Genomic DNA, 19,261 nt, shown 5'->3' with positions numbered 1-19,261 from the left:
ATCGTTGCTTGATGAATTAGCAATAATTTCCAGTTTATCCACTTACTTTTGATTTAAGTGTTTGATTTATTAGGACTATAGTTTGCTTGATCGTTGCTTGATAGCTATTTGCTAGAAAGAGTTTGATAGAAAGGAATGAATGGATGAGTACTGTAGGCCAAAAAGAGCGTGCAACCCAAGATCGCGTGGTTCGATTTTTTCGGGACCAGTTAAAGTATGACTACCTAGGTAACTGGGAGTACCGCGAAGGTAACCGCAACGTTGAAACTAATCTACTAAGCAGTTGGTTAAAAAAGCGTGGCGTACCTGAAGCATTGATTGCACGTACTTTACGTAAGTTGGATATGGCCGCAGCACTGGGTGAAGGTAAAAAGCTTTACGACGCCAATAAAGAAGTCTATAGGTTACTCCGTTATGGCGTAAAAGAGAAAGAAGGTGCAGGTGAGTTAAACCAAACAGTATGGCTAATTGACTGGGAAGACATAGAAGCTAATGACTTTGCTATAGCAGAAGAGGTGACAGTAAAAGGCGAGCATAAAAAGCGGCCTGACATTGTACTGTATGTAAATGGTATTGCTTTGGGCGTTATTGAGCTTAAGCGTTCGTCTGTATCAGTGAGTGAAGGTATTCGTCAAAACCTCGATAACCAGAAAAAAGCCTTTATTCGTAACTTCTTTACCAGCATGCAGCTAGTCATGGCTGGTAATGATACCCAAGGCATTCGTTATGGCACCACCGAAACCACAGAGAAATACTATCTAGAATGGAAAGAACCAAGTAGTGATACCGCTCTACCACAGGCTGGTATTACGGTTGATACCATCTTAGATACTCATCTAGCACAACTGTGTGATAAGAAGCGCTTCTTACAGCTAATTCATGATTTTATTGTGTTTGATGCTGGGGTTAAAAAGACCTGTCGCCACAATCAGTTCTTCGGAATTCAAGCCGCTAAAAAGCATGTGAACTCCCACTCAGCTAACAAGCAAGGTGGGATTATTTGGCATACCCAAGGTTCAGGGAAAAGCTTAACCATGGTGTGGTTGGCTAAATGGATTAGAGAGAACGTGAGTGACTCACGCGTACTCATTATTACTGACCGCACTGAGCTTGATGAACAGATTGAGACGGTATTCTCTGGCGTTGATGAAGAAATCTATCGTACTAAAAGTGGCAGTGATCTCATTGCCACCTTAGGTGAGCCTAATCCATGGCTGCTGTGCTCGTTAGTACATAAATTTGGTCGTAATGGTGAAGACGATAACGATAACGAAGAAAGTGAAGTAGCTACGGATGAATATATTGAATCGTTATCTAGTAGTGTGATGAGTAACTTTACCGCTCAGGGTAAGTTGTTTGTGTTTGTTGATGAATGCCACAGAACCCAGTCAGGTAAGCTGCATAGCGCAATGAAAACCATTTTACCTGATGCGATGTTTATCGGTTTTACCGGGACACCGCTGATGAAGAAGGACAAGAAAAAGTCCTTAGAGGTGTTTGGCCCTTATATTCACACCTATAAATTCAATGAAGCGGTAGAAGATGGTGTGGTACTCGATCTACGCTATGAAGCGCGTGATATTGATCAACATTTAACTTCACAGAAAAAGGTTGACCAATGGTTCGAGGCGAAGACTAAAGGTATTTCTAATCTCGCGAGAATGCAGCTTAAGCAGAAGTGGGGGACTATGCAAAAGGTGCTGTCGAGTAAATCTCGCTTAGAACAGATTGTTAGCGATATCTTGATGGATATGGAGTTAAAACCAAGGCTAATGGATGGCCGAGGCAATGCAATGCTGGTGTGTGCCAGTGTGCATCAAGCTTGTGTAGTGTATGACTTATTTAGCAAAACTGATTTAGCGGGTAAGTGTGCCATTGTTACCAGTTATCAGCCAGTAGCGGGCTCAATTAAAGGTGAAGAGTCGGGAGAAGGTTTAACCGAGAAATTATTTAAGTACGACACCTACCGGAAAATGTTGGCAGATTATTTTGAACAAAGTGAAGACGATGCAGCAAAACGTGTAGAAGAGTTTGAAAAGTTGGTGAAGAACCGATTCATCAAAGAGCCCGGACAAATGCGTTTGCTTATAGTTGTAGATAAGCTGCTAACTGGTTTTGACGCGCCTTCAGCGACCTACCTTTACATTGATAAGAGTATGGCTGATCACAACCTGTTCCAAGCTATTTGCCGTGTAAACCGTCTTGATGGTGAAGATAAAGAATACGGCTATATTATCGATTATAAAGATTTATTCCGTTCTTTGGATAAAGCGATTAAAGACTACACCGCAGAAGCGTTTGATGGTTACGACCAAGATGATGTTGCAGGTCTGCTTAAAGATCGTCTAGTGCAGTCTCGTGAAGATTTAGACAATGCGTTAGAAATGGTTCGTGCCTTGTGTGAACCTGTAAAAGCGCCACGTGATACAAAAGATTTTATCCATTATTTTTGTGGAGAGTCGGGTGTTGAACCTACTGATATCGATGAGCGATCAGAAAAAGAAGCACTTCGTTTAACCTTGTACCAAGCAGTAGCTAAGCTTTTAAGGGCATACGCCAACTTGGCTAATGAGATGGAGCAAGCGGGTTATTCACCTACTGAGGCCAACAGTATCCGACAAGAAGTTATCTACTTTGAGAAGGTACGTGATGAGGTTAAGTTAGCCAGTGGCGACTTGCTGGAAATGAAGCGCTTTGAACCTGCCATGCGCCATCTTCTGGATATGTACATTCGTGCTGATGATAGTGAATTACTCATGGATTTTGAGGAATTAGGTCTCATTGATTTAGTGGTGAATAACAACGGTGAAGGGTTAGATTCATTACCTAAAGACCTACGCGAGAATGAAGAAGCGATGGCTGAGGCTATTGAGAACAATGTGCGTAAAACGATTGTGGATGAAAACCCAATCAACCCGAAATATTACGATCAAATGTCGTCACTGTTAGATGAGATTATTAGACAGCGCCGCGAAAAAGCGCTGAACTATCAAGAATACCTTGAGCAGATCAGAGAGTTGGCTAAACAAGTGGTAAACCCTAGCGGTAATCGTAGCGCAAGTTATCCTGATTCTGTTGATACAGCAGCTAAGCAATCACTGTATGACAACTTGGGTAATGATGAAGTGCTGACAGCCAAAATTGATACGGCTGTACGCTACACTAAAAAAGCCGATTGGTTAGGTGACCGCTTTAAAGAGCGTGAAATAGCTAACGCTATTCGCGAAGAAACCAAAGGCTATGACGTTGATATTGTGGAAGTGATGGAGCGAGTGAAAGCGCAGAAGGAATATCATTAATGTCGGTAACAGGCAGTGAAGATATTCTTATTGGCGGTATAGAGGTTCAAGTCAATCGTAAGGCGATTAAAAACTTACACCTAAGTGTATTGCCTCCCCAAGGGCGTGTACGTTTGTCAGTACCACATGGTACTGGTGATCAAGCAATCCGTTTGGCCATTATTAATAAATTAGCTTGGATAAAGCAGCAGCAGGCAGACTTTGCTGCTCAGCCTCGCCAATCAAGTCGAGAAATGGTGAGCGGTGAAAGTCATTACCTTTGGGGTAAACGCTATCGACTTAGCATTGTTGATACCTTGGGTAAGCATACCGTGACAGAAAAAGGCGTAACTAAATTAGAGTTAGCAGTTACAAAAAACACCAGTGTTGATAATCGTCTAAAGTTGCTTAATGTTTTTTATCGCAAGCGAATGCAAGAATCTATCGCTAAGTTGCTCCCTCATTGGCAAACGAAGTTAGGTGTTGAATCAAATGATATCGGCATTAAGAAGATGAAGACCAAGTGGGGAAGCTGCAACATACAAGCAAAAAGGTTGTGGCTTAACCTAGAGCTAGCTAAAAAGCCACCAGAGTGTATGGAGTACATATTGGTGCATGAGCTAGTCCACTTGATTGAACGCCACCATAACGAGCGCTTCAGAGCCATTATGGATAAAAATATGCCCGACTGGCGTGAGCGCAGAAACTTACTTAATAGCTTGCCTTTGGCTTATGAGGATTGGAGTTATTAGCCAAACCTAATAAATTTTAAAGAGGATGTGATTGCATCCTCATCTATGGCATCAGCTTTTGAATGCTTTCAGCTAGTTGAATTAACGCATCTCTCCGCTCTTCCAAATAGTCATACTGATCATAAATACCTTCAACACCTTTTAACTTGTGATTCAAGCATCTCTCGGCCACATGGCCGGGGGTGCCTTGTTTTGCCAGTAGCGTACGGCAAGTGCGGCGTAGGTCATGTACAGTAAAGTGCGGCATGTCACCCATCAAATTAGGTGGTTGTTTCTTTTTACCAGCTTCATGACCAAATAGCTTAGTAATCGCTCTGTTAAGCGTGTCGGGGCCCATGTGAGGGCTCTTGCTGGCTCGTCGGCTAGGTAACACATACTCTGAACCAAAACCTCTTACCTTTAATTCCTCAAGCCACTCCAACACTTCTGGTGCTAATGGAATAGTAAAACCCACATTGGTTTTACTACGCTCCTTCGGTAAGTGCCATAAGCCATTCTCTAGCTCAAACTCTTCCCATTTAGCTTCACACAATTCAGATTTACGCACACCTAAACAAACCAATAATGCACAAGCTAGGTAGTTATCGCGGCTAAAGTTAGTGCTGTTCTCTCTAGCGATACTAAAGAACTGCTTTAGTTCATCTTCAGTCAAGAAGCGATCTTTACTTTGCTCTATGCCGCCAGCGTCCCTCACAGTAAATGCAGAGGCTGGATTACCTTGAAGAAGGTCAAGCTTAATCCCGTGATTAAACAACTGCTTACAGTGGCCTAGAGCGTCATTGGCGATAGTTGGACGACCAGAGTCATTAATCGCAGTGATTGTTGAGCGAATATCTCGTGCGGTAATTTTATCGAGAGGGATGTCGCCTATGTGTGGGGCGATATCTTTGGTGTAAACACGCTTGGGGATATTAGGGTGCTTGAGGCGTTTAACTAAGGTTGGGTACCAATCTTCAAATAAGTCATTAACAGTTTTAATGCTTTCTTGTTCGGCACGTTTGCGTTGCAAGAGGGGATCGAAGCCTTCACGGACTTGCTTCATCTTAGTCGCAGCTTCGAGACGGGCATTAGCTAAAGTAAGGTCTTTAACTTTACCAAGCGTCATTTCACGGCGCTTTTTATTAGAGGTAAAGCGTAGCATCCAGCTTGCAGTACCTGACGTTGGCACCACTAGGTATAAGCCCTCACCATCAGCATGGCGCTGTGTTTTCTCGCCACCAGCCTTAATGAGCGCTTCTACTTTCTTAACTGATAACTTAGCCATAACCCACCTCAAATAGTGCATGATTTTGGTGGATATTGCTTTACCCACCACTTACCTTTGCAGTGAGTCTATCATACCCACCGCATTAACCACCAGTTAGTGGTGGTTAATGGCGTATTAAAGCATACGGTGATGGAAAGTGTTGTTGCCTAAGTTGTTGTATTTTAATTATTTGAATGCACGTAAATACAGGTATAACTATTATTCAATATTCTGGATCTGCTCACGCATCTGTTCGATAAGAACCTTAAGCTCTACGCCTGATGCTGTGATGTCTGTGCTGATAGACTTAGACGCTAGCGTGTTTGACTCACGGTTGAACTCTTGCATCATGAAGTCTAGCTTACGGCCACAAGCGCCACCTTTCTTCAGTACTGCATTTGCTTCTTTCACGTGAGAATCTAGACGGTCTAGCTCTTCTGCTACGTCTGACTTCTGCGCAAGTAGGATAAGCTCTTGCTCAACACGAGAACCTTCAAGTTCGATTTTCGCATCTTCAAATTTGGTAAGAAGACGCTCACGTTGCCACTCTAGGATCTCAGGCATGCGTGCACGAACTTTCACTACTTCTTCAGTGATTGCATCTAAGCGCTGTACGATTAGCGCCTTCATGTTCTCACCTTCACGAGCACGAGCATCAATGAACTCTGCGATAGCATCGTTGAATGCTTCAAGTAGGTCTTTGTTGATGGCATCCATGTCTTGCTCTGGCGTTTCCATCACACCAGGCCAATTCATGACTTGGAATGGGTTCAAACGGCTGTCTTCACCTGTCATCGTCATTACTTGGTTCGCAGCATTGATTACTTGCTGAGCCAAACCTTCGTTAATGCTTAGTTCGCCCTTTGCAGCAGGGTTTGCTTCAAAGCGTAGGTTACATTCAACCTTACCGCGTGCAAGACGCTTACGGAAACGCTCACGCAAGATTGGCTCTAAACCACGGAACTGTTCAGGCATACGGAAGTAAGTTTCTAGGTAGCGTTGGTTTACACTACGGATTTCCCATACTGCGCTGCCCCAATCGCCTTTTACTTCTTTGCGTGCGTACGCGGTCATACTATAAATCATCGAATTTTCCTGTCTTTTATCATTCTGAAAATAACGCGCACGCATAGTATCACGATATGGTGTGCTCTCGAAGCCTGTCGCTTTTCACTGTAAATAGCCTTTCGTGATAAATAGCTTTGAACGGTAAATAGATTTGCACGATAAACTGCTATATAATCTTGCCCCAATCAAAACTGTCTCACCCCTTTCTTAGGTGATGCACTCTTTCGATAGTAAATCACTTCAGACTGTTAATAAGGTAGATACCAATGCGTCCAAATGACCGCGCTGTAGATCAAATTCGTCCAATTAAAATTACTCGTAACTACACAGCTTATGCTGAAGGTTCTGTATTAGTTGAGTTCGGCAACACTAAAGTTCTATGTAATGCGACGGTAGAAGAAAACGTACCGCGTTGGTTAAAAGGCCAAGGAAAGGGTTGGGTAACGGCTGAATACGGCATGCTGCCACGTGCAACGCACACTCGTAACCGTCGTGAAGCGGCGAGCGGCAAGCAAGGTGGTCGTACGATGGAAATCCAACGTCTGATCGCTCGTAGCCTACGTGCTGTTGTTGACCTGAAAGTAATGGGTGAAATTATGATCACTGTCGATTGTGATGTTATCCAAGCAGACGGCGGTACTCGTACTGCTTCTATCTCAGGTGCAAGCGTTGCAATGGCTGATGCTATCAACAGCCTACTAGCAAGCGGCAAACTGAAAAAGAACCCAATGAAAGGCCACGTAGCGGCAGTTTCAGTGGGCATCGTTGGTGCACAAGCACTGTGTGACCTTGAGTACGTTGAAGACTCAGCAGCCGATACCGACATGAACGTTGTAATGACGGAAGACGGTAAGATGATTGAGATTCAAGGTACCGCAGAAGGCGAACCGTTCAGCCACGAAGAGCTGATGCAGCTTTTAGCCCTGGCTAATAAGGGCATTGCCGATATCGTCGAAGCGCAGAAAGCTGCGTTGGCCGACTAGTCATTTTTAATAGCTCCCAATTTGGGGGCTATTTTTTTGTCTGTAAAACCTGAAAGGGTGGTACAGGGCGTAAGTTAAGTTTTATTGAGTAAACATAGAGGATGAGCATGAAAGCATATCAACGTGAATTTATTGAATTTGCACTAGAGAAAGAAGTACTTAAGTTTGGTGAGTTTACTTTAAAGTCTGGCCGCAAGAGCCCTTACTTCTTCAATGCTGGATTGTTTAATACAGGTCGTGACCTAGCGCGCTTAGGTCGCTTCTACGCAGCAGCATTGGCTGATTCTGGCATTGAGTTTGATGTACTATTTGGTCCTGCATACAAAGGTATCCCAATTGCAACGACGACAGCGGTTGCACTAGCGGATCACCACGATGTAGACACGCCTTACTGCTTCAACCGTAAAGAAGCGAAAAACCACGGTGAAGGTGGCAACCTTGTCGGTAGCGCGCTTGAAGGTCGCATCATGTTAGTGGACGACGTGATCACTGCAGGTACTGCGATTCGTGAGTCGATGGAAATCATCCAAGCAAATGGCGCTGATTTAGCGGGCGTGCTTGTTGCTATCGACCGTCAAGAGAAGGGCAAAGGCGAACTGTCTGCGATTCAAGAAGTTGAGCGTGACTTCGGTTGTGCGATTATCTCAATCGTTAGCCTGACTGACTTGGTGACTTTCCTTGAAGAGAAAGGCACAGACGCAGCACATCTAGAGTCAGTAAAAGCGTACCGCGCTCAATACGGCATCTAATACTACTCGTAATTAGACTATAGGATGCACAAGGGGCTGATGATTCATCAGCCCCTTTTCTTTTGGTTCAGTATTCAGTATTCATTATTTATAACGAATGCCGCGCTCCACTTCTGGGTCTTCCATGGTCTTAAAGCGCTTGTGCAGCCACATCCACTGTTCTGGTGCTCTTAAGATAATCTTCTCAAGGTAGCGGTTCATGTAGGCGGCAGCCGCTTTCTCATCTTTCTGTGGATAGTCATCTTCGATCGATTCATCGGCCATGATCTCATACTTGCCATCGGCATTTCTAAAACCAGAACCCGGAACAAGTGCGCATCGGCTCGTATAAGCCAGAATACTAGTGCCTGTTGTAGTACATGCATCTTCTACTGCGAAGAAAGGCACAAACACAGACTTGTTACGACCGTAATCATGATCCGGTAGGTAGAAAAGGATCTCACCTTGACGCAGGATTCGAATCATACGCTTCACGTCTTTACGGTGAATTAGGCGGTTGCCGTTTTGAGTACGACCACGGTATTGAATGAATTCATAAGCCGGATTGTTGTGCGGGCGATAAACACCTAAACCAGAAATACCGAGAACAGCCATTGCTCGCGCAGTGATCTCTAGGTTTAAGGCATGCACACAGCATAGAAGAACACCTTTACCGTTGGCTTTATGTGTACGCAGTGTTTGGGTGTCTTTATCTACTAGGATTCGCTTGAAACGCCACGTTGGCCAGAACCAGGTAATGCCGGTTTCGATGAGTGCCATACCTGTGTTCTTAAAGTTCTCACTGACCATTGCCGCGACTTCATCTGCTGGCTTGTCTGGGAAGGCGAGCTCCAAGTTACGTGTTGCTACCGCGACGCGCTTTTTACCATAGCGAGCACCCAAAGAGCCTAACGATCGGCCTAACAGCAGTAAGAGGCGATAAGGGAGAACGTTAACAATAAGCGCCAATAACCCAAAACCAAACCATACACCCCAATATTTAGGGTGAAGTAGAGCTAGAGTAAAAGGCGGCTTAGTAATCACGTGTTGTGCTGTGCCGTTTGCTGAAGAAGTTTTCGTCGTCATAACCATCACTTAAGATTTGATTGCCACTTAATTTGATTGCTACTTAATCTGAGCGCTTAGCAGTGCCCAATAAGCATCAAAGTTTTCTGTTGGTTGATATTTGAAGTCTGAGCGAACAAATCGATTCAAGCTGCCTTCAACTTGACCGAGCAGTTGAGCGGCTAAGATTTTCTCATCAACCGGGAATGATTTCCCTTCACGAAGCTTTCTTTCACGCAGGATCTGGCGAAGTTGCGTCTCAATGCGTTCGAAAAGTTGGTTGATGCGATCACGCAGGCGTTCATTTTCAAACATTAGAGCATGACCAGATAAAATTCGAGTCAGGCCTGGGTTACGTTCTGAGAAAACTAAGATAAGTTGTAGTACTAGGCGTATGCGCTCTAGCGTGTCTTTCTCTTCATCCAGAATACGGTTGATTCGAGACATCAACGCTTCTTCAATGAACTCGATCAGGCCTTCAAACATGCGGGCTTTGCTTGGGAAGTGGCGGTATAACGCAGCTTCAGAAACACCCACTTGCTTGGCCAACTTTACCGTTGTGATACGAGAAGCACCTTCGGTCGATTCCAACATTTGTGCGAGAGCTTGTAGGATTTCTTCACGACGGTTTGATTTTCGAGTACCAGCCATCTATTTACTTCCTTTCCTAAAGATGAGGATTGAGTGAAGAAGGATTATAAACACCATTCAATTCTGTTTCCTAGTTTTGTAAGCCCTAGGTCAACAGAATCGAGAGGTGTCAGCAGATTATCAGAGCAAATTTGTGCGTTTATACATTAATAAGCTGTTGGATCTGATCGAGGATCTGGAAACCAAGTGTGTCTTTGCTTTCCAGTGGCAGAGATTTATCGCCGCCTTTCCAATAAAGGTGCAGCTCATTGCTACTGCTATTGAAGCCTTGGCCTTCAACTGAGACGTCGTTGGCGCAGATCATATCGAGGTTCTTTCTTTCCAGTTTACCGCGTGCGTACTTCTCAACATCTTGAGTTTCTGCTGCGAAGCCGACAGTAAATGGGCGACCTTCGGTCATTGAAGCGACAGAAGCGACAATATCTGGGTTTTTAACCATTTGAATGGTCATGTCGTCTTTACCGTCGACCTTTTTAAGCTTTTGGTCTGCAATGGTCTCAGGACGGTAATCGGCAACTGCGGCGCAGCTGATGAAAATATCGTGTTGAGAAGCGTTAGCAGTAACGGCATCAAACATCTGTTGTGCGCTGTCGACATCAATACGATTAACTTTATTTGGCGTTGCTAATGAAACAGGGCCGCTGATTAGAGTCACTGTTGCGCCTTGTTTCGCGGCTGCTTCAGCCAGTGCATAGCCCATCTTGCCCGAGCTGTGGTTGGTAATGTAACGCACAGGGTCAATGGCTTCACGAGTTGGACCCGCCGTGATTAACACAGAGCGACCAGCAAGAGGTTTAGGTTGGAAGAAGTCTTCACAGCGATGCACGAGCTGCATAGGCTCTAGCATGCGACCCATTCCCACATCACCACACGCTTGTTCGCCAGCCGCTGGCCCCCAAACTTCACAACCACGACGTTTTAGTGTCGCAATGTTCTCTTGAGTCGCAGGGTGGCTGTACATTTGTTGGTTCATTGCCGGAGATACCGCAACTGGCGCATCGGTTGCTAGAACCAAAGTGGTCAGTAGGTCGTTACCCATGCCCGCTGTCATACGAGCAATCAGGTCTGCGGTTGCTGGCGCTAGTAATACCAAATCAGCCCACTTTGCGAGCTCGATGTGCCCCATGGAAGCCTCAGCAGCAGGATCAAGCAAACTATCAGACACCGGCCTTCCAGAGACGGCTTGCATAGTGAGAGGAGTGATGAACTCCTTGGCTGCATTTGTCATCACGACTTGTACTTGCGCCCCACGTTCAATTAAGCGTCGAGTCAGTTCGGCACATTTATACGCAGCGATACCACCACTAATGCCAAGTAGGATTTTTTTCCCAGCTAGGCCTTGTAGGTCAGCGTTATCCAGTTGATTAACCAATGTTTGCATGATTCTGTTCCTTAATTTCTCTGGGACTTACGATATCAGAACAAAGGATTAGTGCCTAGAAGCAGAATTAGAACAGATTTGACGCTCATCAAGTTGGTGTTATCAAACTTATCAATTACACGGTTTTGCTAGTGACTCGTTTCCTTTTATCTCTACCGAAGGATCTCCGATTACGATCTCATTAAGGTGGTGGGTCGTGTTCATGACTAGTGATTAGCTTTTATATGCCAATAGATAAAATACCTGCCGAATCGATGCCGAGAGAAAAGTTGTTAAATAGAGGGCCTGATTCTTTGAGTGATGCGGAATTGCTCGCGATATTTCTGCGAACAGGGACACAAGGAATGAACGTGTTGGAACTTGCTGACAAGTTGATCAAAGACTTTGGCTCGCTCCGTCATCTTTTTTCAGCAACGCAGGAAGAATTTTGTGCCCATAAAGGGATGGGGCAGGCCAAGTATGTTCAATTACAGGCTGTGTTAGAGATGACACAGCGCTATCTAGCAGAGACGTTATCTCGCGGAGATGCACTCACTAGCCCTAGTCATACTAAGCTTTATCTTTCGAGCATGTTGCGTGATCGCCAGCGAGAAGCCTTCTATATATTGTTCCTCGATAACCAAAATAGGGTAATCAAAGACGAAGTTATGTTTGAAGGAACCATCGATGCCGCATCGGTTTACCCACGGGAAGTGGTTAAACGGGCACTTCATCACAATGCGGCGGCATTAATCTTGGCTCATAACCATCCTTCGGGTGTCGCGGAGCCCAGCCAAGCGGATAGGAGGATTACACGCCGATTGACCGACGCATTAGCGCTGGTGGACATCCGAGTTCTCGACCATTTTGTCGTTGGAGATGGCGAAGTTGTCTCTTTTGCAGAGCGTGGATGGATTTGAATCACATTTTAGGTTGTTAGTTGCGTTAAATCTGCTATTATTCCGGCCACATTTTTAGACCTAAAATCAGCTCTGATTACTCAAGCAAGCTGCGCTGCACAAAAAAAGATCACGAAATCCGTAAAAAGGATCTGTTCGGGTCTTGAGCAATGCGTGTCAAGTTAGTATAATGCGCGACCTTTGATAGCCTTGTATGGATTTTCCATAACGGTTTTTACCTTCTATTTTAATTGATAGAGAGGTTCGGCCACCAAGGTTGATATCGAGCTGAAACGATTGGAGAAGACATTCATGTCCCGAGTATGCCAAGTAACTGGTAAGCGTCCAGTAACGGGTAACAACCGTTCACACGCACGCAATGCTACTAAGCGCCGTTTTCTGCCGAACCTACAAACTCATCGTTTCTGGGTAGAGAGCGAAAAACGTTTTGTTAAACTACGTCTAACTGCTAAAGGCATGCGTATCATTGATAAGAAAGGCATCGATGCTGTTCTTGTTGATATCCGTGCACGTGGCGAAAACGTTTAAGAGGAATTAAGCAATGGCTAAAGGCATTCGTGAGAAAATTCGTCTAGTATCTTCTGCAGGTACTGGTCACTTCTACACAACTGATAAGAACAAGCGTAACATGCCAGGCAAATTTGAGATCAAAAAGTTTGATCCAGTAGTTCGCCAACACGTTATGTACAAAGAAGCTAAAATCAAGTAATTGATGCTTTTTTTGCTCTTCTTCAGTAGAAGAAAGAATTGAAAAACCCAGTTTAATCGCTGGGTTTTTTTATATCTACAATTTGAGGAACTCAATTATTCTTGCTTGATATAGCCTCTGATAGATAGAAATCTGTACAACATAGAAAGTATTGCCACTTTCACGATATACTGAATGTTCAATAGGTTAGATGAGCAGAATCAGATGAGATATCGTGGACGCCGGTGGAACAACATACTCATGTTCAGTGTGATCGCTTTTATTGGCGTGTTAAACCTTCCAACATTGATCAAAGCGTACCTTATCGAGCCTGAACCGCAGGTTGATAGCCCTTATCCTTATCTCCTGAACCCAACAGCAAAGCTTCAAGCGTTACACTTTGCTAAGTGGTCTGTCATTCAACAAGATAATCAATGGGTTTACCAGTTCGAAGATACTGACTTTCCTCAAGCCACCAATGCACAAGAGCTGTCACAACGTTGGAAAGAGCTTGTGGGCACGGAAGTCGACTCACAGACCTACACAGACCTTACGCCTCGGTTAAATACACCACACACCATCGAAGTATGGTATCAAGACCAAGAAGAGCCCCAGCGTATTACCTATTATCAATTGCCTGAGTTCTGGTTGTTAAAAAACTGGAATGATCAGTGGTTGGCGGTGTCTATTGAAGAGAGCTACCTGTTTCCAAGCTTTAACGCTAACCACTCCTCTAAATCGGACGACTAACTATGCCTGAATTACCCGAAGTCGAAGTAAGCAGAATGGGGATCTCGCCTCATTTAGTCGGTGAGACCATTAAAACTCTTACTTTTCGCACGCCCAAGCTGCGTTGGGATATCCCACAAGAGTTAAAAGCATTAGAAGGGCAGATGATTCGCTCCATCTCGCGCCGTGCAAAGTACCTATTGATTGAAACGGATACTGGCACTGCCATTGTTCACCTTGGTATGTCTGGCTCACTACGCGTATTAGACGCTGACTTTCCAGCAGCCAAGCACGATCACGTGGATCTTAAGCTCACCAATGGCAAAGTATTGCGCTACAACGACCCTCGCCGCTTTGGCGCTTGGTTGTGGTCGGCGCCTGATGAAGTCCACTCTGTGTTGCTTGGTTCTGGTCCTGAGCCGTTAACGGACGACTTTAACGCTGATTACATCGCTGAGAAAGCAGAAAAGCGTAAAGTCGCAGTCAAGCAGTTCATCATGGACAACAAAGTGGTGGTTGGTGTGGGTAATATCTATGCCAATGAAGCGCTATTTGCTTCACGTATTAGCCCTTTGCGCCCTGCAAGCAAAGTGACAAAACAAGAGTGGGTCTTGTTGACCAAAGAGATCAAACAAGTGCTCGCCACCGCCATTAAACAAGGCGGTACTACGCTAAAAGATTTCGCACAAGCAGATGGCAAACCGGGGTATTTCGCCCAAGAGCTGCAAGTGTATGGGAAAGCGGGTGAAAAGTGCCCAAGCTGTGAAGCTCTGATTCAAGAATTGAAAATAGGGCAAAGAAATACGTTTTTTTGCGAAGAGTGCCAAGTATAAAAAACTGAACGCGCGTTCACTTTTTACTGCTAGTAGATATAAGTGCTAGTCGCTACAATTACATTAATGATATGAATTGAGAATAGTAGAATGAAATATTTAGTAACTGGCGTTGCCGGTTTTATCGGATCTGCAGTGTCAGAGCGACTATGCGCAGCAGGCCATGAGGTTGTCGGTATTGATAACTTGAATGACTACTACGAAGTCTCTTTAAAGCATGACCGCCTTAAACGTATCGAACATGAAAACCTGACCTTTATCGAGCTGGATCTCGCTGATAGAGAAGGTATCGCTGAGCTTTTCGCACAGCAAAAGTTTGACCGCGTGATTCACTTAGCGGCGCAAGCTGGCGTTCGTTACTCAATTGATAACCCAATGGCGTATGCCGATAGCAACCTTGTCGGTCACTTAGCTATTCTTGAAGGTTGTCGCCATAATAAGGTTGAACACCTCGTTTATGCTTCATCGAGTTCCGTTTATGGCTTGAATCAAAAAATGCCATTCCATACAGCAGACAGTGTTGATCACCCGATTTCACTGTACGCCGCGACTAAGAAGTCGAATGAGTTGATGGCGCATACCTATTCTCATTTATACGACGTACCAACGACAGGTCTTCGCTTCTTTACGGTTTACGGCCCTTGGAGTCGCCCTGATATGGCGATGTTCAAGTTTGCGAATCTAATCGTAGCGGGCAAAGAAATCGACATTTATAACAACGGCGACATGATGCGTGACTTCACTTATATCGATGATATTGTTGAAGGTATTATTCGTGTGCAAGACCGAGTTCCAGCTAAACAGCCAGATTGGACAGTAGAGCAAGGCTCACCAGCAACCAGTTCAGCACCATACCGAGTGTTTAACATCGGTCATGGTAGCCCAGTTAAATTAATGGACTACATCGAAGCCTTAGAAGGTGCTCTAGGTGTTGAAGCGAAAAAGAACTTCATGCCAATGCAACCAGGTGATGTGTACGCGACTTACGCTGATACGGAAGATTTGTTTGAAGCGGTTGGTTATAAACCTCAAGTGAAGATCCAAGAAGGCGCGAAAGCTTTTGCGGATTGGTATAAGGCTTACTACTCACTATAAGAGTTAGTTTCTCTTATAAAAATAGCGCTCAATGAGCGCTATTTTTGTTTTTCGGAGTAGATAAAGAGAATTATTTGGCTGTTTTTATTGTGATTTCGTTTGCTACTTTTTGAGGTACAAACTGGCTAATATCCCCTCCGTGTATAGCGACTTCACGAACAATGGTTGAAGAGAGGAAAGCATACTCTTCTGAAGGGGTCAGAAATACGCTTTCAAGGCCAGGTAGGAGCTTACGATACATGCTAGTGAGACCAAACTCGTACTCAAAGTCCATGGTTGTTCTTAGACCACGTACTAATACGTTTGCTTGCTGCTGTTTAGCAAAATCGACCAGTAACCCCGAAAATCCCTCTACAGACACGTTAGGTAAATGAGACACCGCATCACGTAACAACTCTACACGTTCATCTAACTCAAACATGGTTTTTTTACTTGGGCTCGCTGCTACTCCAACAGTGATATGGTCAAACATGCTAGCGGCACGAACAATGATATCAAGGTGGCCATTGGTCACCGGATCAAAAGTTCCTGGATAAATAACGTGTGTGCTCATTTTAGCTGTCCTTGCTTAATGTAGTGTTCGAATTCGGTGCTTTACTAGAGTTTAAGGCCTTATCGAGTTGCTGCTTTACCATATCGAGTGTGATGTCTTTCATCAGGTCATCGCCTTTAGCACGGGTTCCCCATGGAAGGTCTGCGACTGGTTTACCTTGTTGTGCTTCTACGTGCTGTTGATAAACACTCACTACGATATCGAGATCGTTGTAAGGTCCTGTTCTACGAGGGTCGCTGTGTGCGTACAAGCCGATTACAGGCGTTGACTGCGTAGTTGCCAAGTGGGCTGGGCCAGTATCAGGTGCCAATACCACCGTTGCATGTTTCAGTACGGCAGTCAGTTGCTTCAAGTTCGTTTTTCCAATCAAGTTGGTTACTGGCGACTGGCATAATTTTTCGATGTCGCTACCAAGGTTAACTTCTCTTGGTGCCGGAGAACCACATAACACCACTTGCATGCCTTGTTCGACAGCATAATCAGCAATAGCTGCATATCGCTCAGTTAACCAATTGCGTGAATCTTTGCTTGCAGCTGGGGAGATAACCAAGGTCGGCTTGTCTGCCATGGTGCTAATTGCGAGTTGTTCATCTTCAGGTGTTAAAGGGATATCCCATTGAGGCTTATCGAAGGGGGCACCAATGTAGCGAGCAAATTCGGCAAAGTTATCCAACACATGAAACTTATCTGAAATAGGTAGATGGTGGTTGGTAAAGAGTGACTGCATTTCACGAGTACGGTTTTTGCCAAATCCCACTTTGCACTTCGCCTTTATCCCCCAAGATAGCACGCTGGCTCTGAGTGCGGCTTGCATATGCAGAAGTGCATCAAATTTACGATCAGATAGCTGACGCCATAATTCACGCATTCCTTTGAAGCCTTGTTTCTTATCGAAAACAATCACCTCAATACCGGGTAGATCGCCGATCAGCATGGCTTCTATTTTGCCCGTTATCCAAGTGATTTTCGTTTCAGGCCACTGCTTCTGGATGGCTTGAACCACAGAAATAGCATGACAAACATCGCCAATCGCGGAGAGGCGAAGTATGCAAAGAGATTGAGGTGCAGTTGAGAACAGTGACATAAAGTGCCCGAAAAAAGTGAATAACATCAGAATTATGCAGATACTCGCATTAGTTGTAAAATAGCAATGACGAAAAGCGACCCAAAGGCCTCATAGATGGAAACGATTAGCACCAAGAACCAAACAATTTGGTACGACCCTGAACTTTTGGCTCAGGTACCAGAGGGCGATATCGCTCAGATTTTTGAGGCTGAATATTGGCAGCAACAAGACGCCATTTCAGGCAGTGCTCAAGGACGCGGTACCACATGGTTCATTCAGCTTGATGGAATACAGGCCGCATTGCGCCATTATCGCCGTGGCGGATTGTTTGGGAAGCTAGTCGAAGACCAATATCGTTTCTCTGATTGGGAAAGTACGCGCTGTGCAATGGAGCTTAATGTTCTCAAAGCATTGGCAAACGCAGGTGTGAATGTACCGAAGCCCATTGCTGCTAGAGCCATTAAAAGCGGACTATTTTATCGTGCTGATCTGATGTCGGAACGGATTCCCAATGCGAAAGATCTGGTTGATGTCTTGGTTTCTGATCCAATAGATGCGGATGTTTATCGTCGAATTGGCCAAGAGGTACGCAAGATGCATGATGCTGGGGTTAATCATACCGATCTCAACATTCATAATATCTTACTTGATGACTCGCAAATGGTGTGGATCATTGATTTTGATAAGTGTGGGCATCAAGTGGGTGATGAGTGGAAAGAAGGTAACTTGAATCGCTTAAAGCGCTCGTTCTTAAAAGAAGTAAACAAGCGCCAGATTCAATGGCAAGAGCAGGATTGGGAACCGTTATTGCAAGGCTACCAAGGTTAGTTGCTGTTAGTTAAGAGTGGTGACTAGCTAAGAAGGCCATTAGCTAAGAATGGTCATTAATTAAGAATGTATGCCAAGGTTTTATCCAACGCCCCTCGGTTCTGATCAACCACTTGATAAGCCGCTAAGCCTCTGTTTTTACGCAAGTCAGGCTGAGAGAATAGCTCTCTTAGCTGGCCTGCAATTTCATTACTGTTTTGACAAATAGTGACAGCTTGAGCTTCAAGTAGTTTGTCTGTGATCTCGCTAAAATTAAAGTAGCTAGGGCCATTCAGTAAGGGTAGCTGTAGAGCTGCTGGTTCTAGAAGATTGTGGCCACCTACCTTATCGCCTACAAGGCTTCCTCCCATAAAACACACATCAGCACCACCGAGTAGTACTAACATTTCTCCCATCGTATCCGCTATATAGACTTCAATATCAGAGGCGATGGGATGTTGGCTCGTTCGAGTGATGGTATTGAACTGGTGCTGCTTAGCCAACTCAGTGACTTGACTAAATCGCTCAGGATGGCGAGGAACAATAACGAGTAACGCAGTTGGGTGGTCCTTTAGAAGCTGCTTATGAGCGTCTAAGATAATCTCATCTTCGCCTCGGTGAGTGCTGGCCGCTATCCATACACAGCGCTCAGAGCCAATTGTTTCACGTAGCGCTTTGCCTTTTTCAACCTGCTCAGAAGAGACCTCAATATCAAACTTGATGGAGCCAGTCACATGCACTGATGCTTTATCTAATCCTAGCCTTACAAAACGTTCTGCATCACTAGGATATTGACAGAGCACTTGAGAAAGGTTTTTCGCTAGAAGGTTAAAGACAGATTGGAATTTAGCATAACGCAGGCACGATCGTTCAGATAGGCGAGCGTTGAGTACCGAAATCGGTATTCCGGCTTTCGCAACGTAATGTAACGTGTTTGGCCAAAGCTCTGTTTCCATAATCAATATTTGCTTTGGTTTTACTGATTTAAGGAAGCCTCGTACACACCAAGAAAAATCAATCGGCATGTAGCGATGTTCGACCAAATCACCCAGCTTGTCTATTTGCTCAGCACCTGTGCTGGTTGTCGTGGTAACAATGATGGCTTGATTTGGTTCTCTCTGCTTCAATTGCTTGATAATAGGTATCGCAGCAATAGATTCACCCACCGACACCGCATGAATCCAGATAGGGCTTTTACCTTGAACTTGCGGTGTGATACCGAAATGCTCTTTCCAGCGCTTGCCGAAACTTGGTTTGCCGGGTTTGCTCTTATAAAGCCCATAGAGGAGTAGTGGAGAGGCCAATGACAATATAAGAGTGTATATAAGTCGTATAAGCATAAGAATATAAAAACTTTGAGAGTAAAACGAAGAAACATCGTAGATTAACTCTATCTTAAGTTAGAATGTGATTTTAGAAAACAGGCATTAAAGGGATAA

Annotated in this window: 19 protein-coding genes; 11 read left to right on the top strand and 8 right to left on the bottom strand. The window is 44.6% G+C overall.

Annotated elements, in window-relative coordinates:
- The first annotated feature begins 143 nt into the window (after positions 1 to 143).
- Positions 144 to 3,299: a type I restriction endonuclease subunit R gene (locus tag AB4351_RS05150; RefSeq protein ID WP_372125280.1), complete on the top strand. Its 3,156-nt coding sequence runs from the start codon at positions 144 to 146 to the stop codon at positions 3,297 to 3,299.
- The gene (locus tag AB4351_RS05145; RefSeq protein WP_102434064.1) at positions 3,299 to 4,030 is read left to right on the top strand and encodes a M48 family metallopeptidase; all 732 of its coding nucleotides are present in this window, start codon (positions 3,299 to 3,301) and stop codon (positions 4,028 to 4,030) included. Before AB4351_RS05150 ends, AB4351_RS05145 begins: the two co-directional genes overlap by 1 nt.
- A gap of 43 nt (positions 4,031 to 4,073) precedes the next feature.
- Here the strand turns inward: AB4351_RS05145 and AB4351_RS05140 are convergent, their stop codons facing one another.
- Positions 4,074 to 5,294: a tyrosine-type recombinase/integrase gene (locus tag AB4351_RS05140; RefSeq protein ID WP_372125278.1), complete on the bottom strand. Its 1,221-nt coding sequence runs from the start codon at positions 5,292 to 5,294 to the stop codon at positions 4,074 to 4,076.
- Between the two features lie 201 nt (positions 5,295 to 5,495).
- Positions 5,496 to 6,362: a YicC/YloC family endoribonuclease gene (locus AB4351_RS05135; RefSeq protein ID WP_017059268.1), complete on the bottom strand. Its 867-nt coding sequence runs from the start codon at positions 6,360 to 6,362 to the stop codon at positions 5,496 to 5,498.
- A gap of 248 nt (positions 6,363 to 6,610) precedes the next feature.
- Here AB4351_RS05135 and rph point away from each other — a divergent pair, with 248 nt between their 5' ends.
- Both rph and pyrE read left to right on the top strand, forming a co-directional pair.
- Positions 6,611 to 7,327: a ribonuclease PH gene (gene rph / locus AB4351_RS05130; protein WP_009847983.1), complete on the top strand. Its 717-nt coding sequence runs from the start codon at positions 6,611 to 6,613 to the stop codon at positions 7,325 to 7,327.
- Positions 7,328 to 7,434: 107 nt separating this feature from the next.
- Positions 7,435 to 8,076, top strand: a complete 642-nt coding sequence (gene pyrE / locus AB4351_RS05125; RefSeq protein WP_017059267.1) for an orotate phosphoribosyltransferase — start codon at positions 7,435 to 7,437, stop codon at positions 8,074 to 8,076.
- Between the two features lie 84 nt (positions 8,077 to 8,160).
- Here pyrE and lpxL read toward each other — a convergent pair whose 3' ends face one another.
- The 3 genes from lpxL to coaBC form a co-directional block, all read right to left on the bottom strand.
- Positions 8,161 to 9,141, bottom strand: a complete 981-nt coding sequence (lpxL, locus tag AB4351_RS05120) for an LpxL/LpxP family Kdo(2)-lipid IV(A) lauroyl/palmitoleoyl acyltransferase (RefSeq protein ID WP_017063085.1) — start codon at positions 9,139 to 9,141, stop codon at positions 8,161 to 8,163.
- A gap of 39 nt (positions 9,142 to 9,180) precedes the next feature.
- Positions 9,181 to 9,771 carry a nucleoid occlusion factor SlmA gene (gene slmA, locus AB4351_RS05115; RefSeq protein ID WP_004741428.1) on the bottom strand — a complete coding sequence of 197 codons (591 nt, stop codon included), beginning with the start codon at positions 9,769 to 9,771 and terminating at the stop codon, positions 9,181 to 9,183.
- Between the two features lie 139 nt (positions 9,772 to 9,910).
- On the bottom strand, positions 9,911 to 11,152 hold the full coding sequence (gene coaBC, locus AB4351_RS05110) for a bifunctional phosphopantothenoylcysteine decarboxylase/phosphopantothenate--cysteine ligase CoaBC (RefSeq protein WP_065584549.1): 1,242 nt from the start codon (positions 11,150 to 11,152) through the stop codon (positions 9,911 to 9,913).
- Between the two features lie 224 nt (positions 11,153 to 11,376).
- Here coaBC and radC point away from each other — a divergent pair, with 224 nt between their 5' ends.
- The 6 genes from radC to AB4351_RS05080 all read left to right on the top strand — a co-directional run bounded on the left by radC (position 11,377) and on the right by AB4351_RS05080 (position 15,396).
- Positions 11,377 to 12,051 (top strand): DNA repair protein RadC, encoded by a 675-nt coding sequence (gene radC / locus AB4351_RS05105; protein ID WP_017071069.1) that lies wholly within the window; start codon positions 11,377 to 11,379, stop codon positions 12,049 to 12,051.
- A gap of 291 nt (positions 12,052 to 12,342) precedes the next feature.
- The gene (gene rpmB / locus AB4351_RS05100; protein ID WP_004728407.1) at positions 12,343 to 12,579 is read left to right on the top strand and encodes a 50S ribosomal protein L28; all 237 of its coding nucleotides are present in this window, start codon (positions 12,343 to 12,345) and stop codon (positions 12,577 to 12,579) included.
- Between the two features lie 13 nt (positions 12,580 to 12,592).
- Positions 12,593 to 12,760: a 50S ribosomal protein L33 gene (gene rpmG, locus AB4351_RS05095; protein ID WP_002535344.1), complete on the top strand. Its 168-nt coding sequence runs from the start codon at positions 12,593 to 12,595 to the stop codon at positions 12,758 to 12,760.
- A gap of 204 nt (positions 12,761 to 12,964) precedes the next feature.
- Complete coding sequence (locus AB4351_RS05090; RefSeq protein ID WP_032546317.1) at positions 12,965 to 13,489, top strand: hypothetical protein; 525 nt, start codon at positions 12,965 to 12,967, stop codon at positions 13,487 to 13,489.
- A gap of 2 nt (positions 13,490 to 13,491) precedes the next feature.
- Positions 13,492 to 14,301, top strand: a complete 810-nt coding sequence (mutM, locus tag AB4351_RS05085; RefSeq protein WP_372125276.1) for a bifunctional DNA-formamidopyrimidine glycosylase/DNA-(apurinic or apyrimidinic site) lyase — start codon at positions 13,492 to 13,494, stop codon at positions 14,299 to 14,301.
- A 90-nt stretch (positions 14,302 to 14,391) separates the two neighbouring features.
- A complete protein-coding gene (locus AB4351_RS05080) occupies positions 14,392 to 15,396 on the top strand; it encodes an NAD-dependent epimerase (RefSeq protein WP_372125274.1) in 1,005 nt (334 codons plus the stop codon).
- 70 nt (positions 15,397 to 15,466) lie between these two features.
- On the opposite strand, the gene coaD is transcribed toward AB4351_RS05080, so the two are convergent.
- Both coaD and AB4351_RS05070 read right to left on the bottom strand, forming a co-directional pair.
- Complete coding sequence (gene coaD, locus AB4351_RS05075) at positions 15,467 to 15,949, bottom strand: pantetheine-phosphate adenylyltransferase (RefSeq protein ID WP_371714009.1); 483 nt, start codon at positions 15,947 to 15,949, stop codon at positions 15,467 to 15,469.
- Position 15,950: 1 nt separating this feature from the next.
- The gene (locus tag AB4351_RS05070; protein ID WP_017063093.1) at positions 15,951 to 17,033 is read right to left on the bottom strand and encodes a glycosyltransferase family 9 protein; all 1,083 of its coding nucleotides are present in this window, start codon (positions 17,031 to 17,033) and stop codon (positions 15,951 to 15,953) included.
- A 96-nt stretch (positions 17,034 to 17,129) separates the two neighbouring features.
- Between AB4351_RS05070 and AB4351_RS05065 the strand changes: the two genes are divergently transcribed.
- A complete protein-coding gene (locus AB4351_RS05065; RefSeq protein WP_372125272.1) occupies positions 17,130 to 17,843 on the top strand; it encodes a 3-deoxy-D-manno-octulosonic acid kinase in 714 nt (237 codons plus the stop codon).
- Positions 17,844 to 17,899: 56 nt separating this feature from the next.
- Here the strand turns inward: AB4351_RS05065 and waaA are convergent, their stop codons facing one another.
- On the bottom strand, positions 17,900 to 19,162 hold the full coding sequence (gene waaA, locus AB4351_RS05060; RefSeq protein ID WP_372125270.1) for a lipid IV(A) 3-deoxy-D-manno-octulosonic acid transferase: 1,263 nt from the start codon (positions 19,160 to 19,162) through the stop codon (positions 17,900 to 17,902).
- Positions 19,163 to 19,261 lie beyond the last annotated feature (99 nt).

It is taken from the genome of Vibrio sp. 10N.261.51.F11 (genome assembly GCF_041471665.1).
Classification (GTDB): domain Bacteria; phylum Pseudomonadota; class Gammaproteobacteria; order Enterobacterales; family Vibrionaceae; genus Vibrio; species Vibrio crassostreae_C.
Note: the sequence above shows the minus strand (reverse complement) of the source record. Positions and strands in the feature narration are given on the sequence as shown.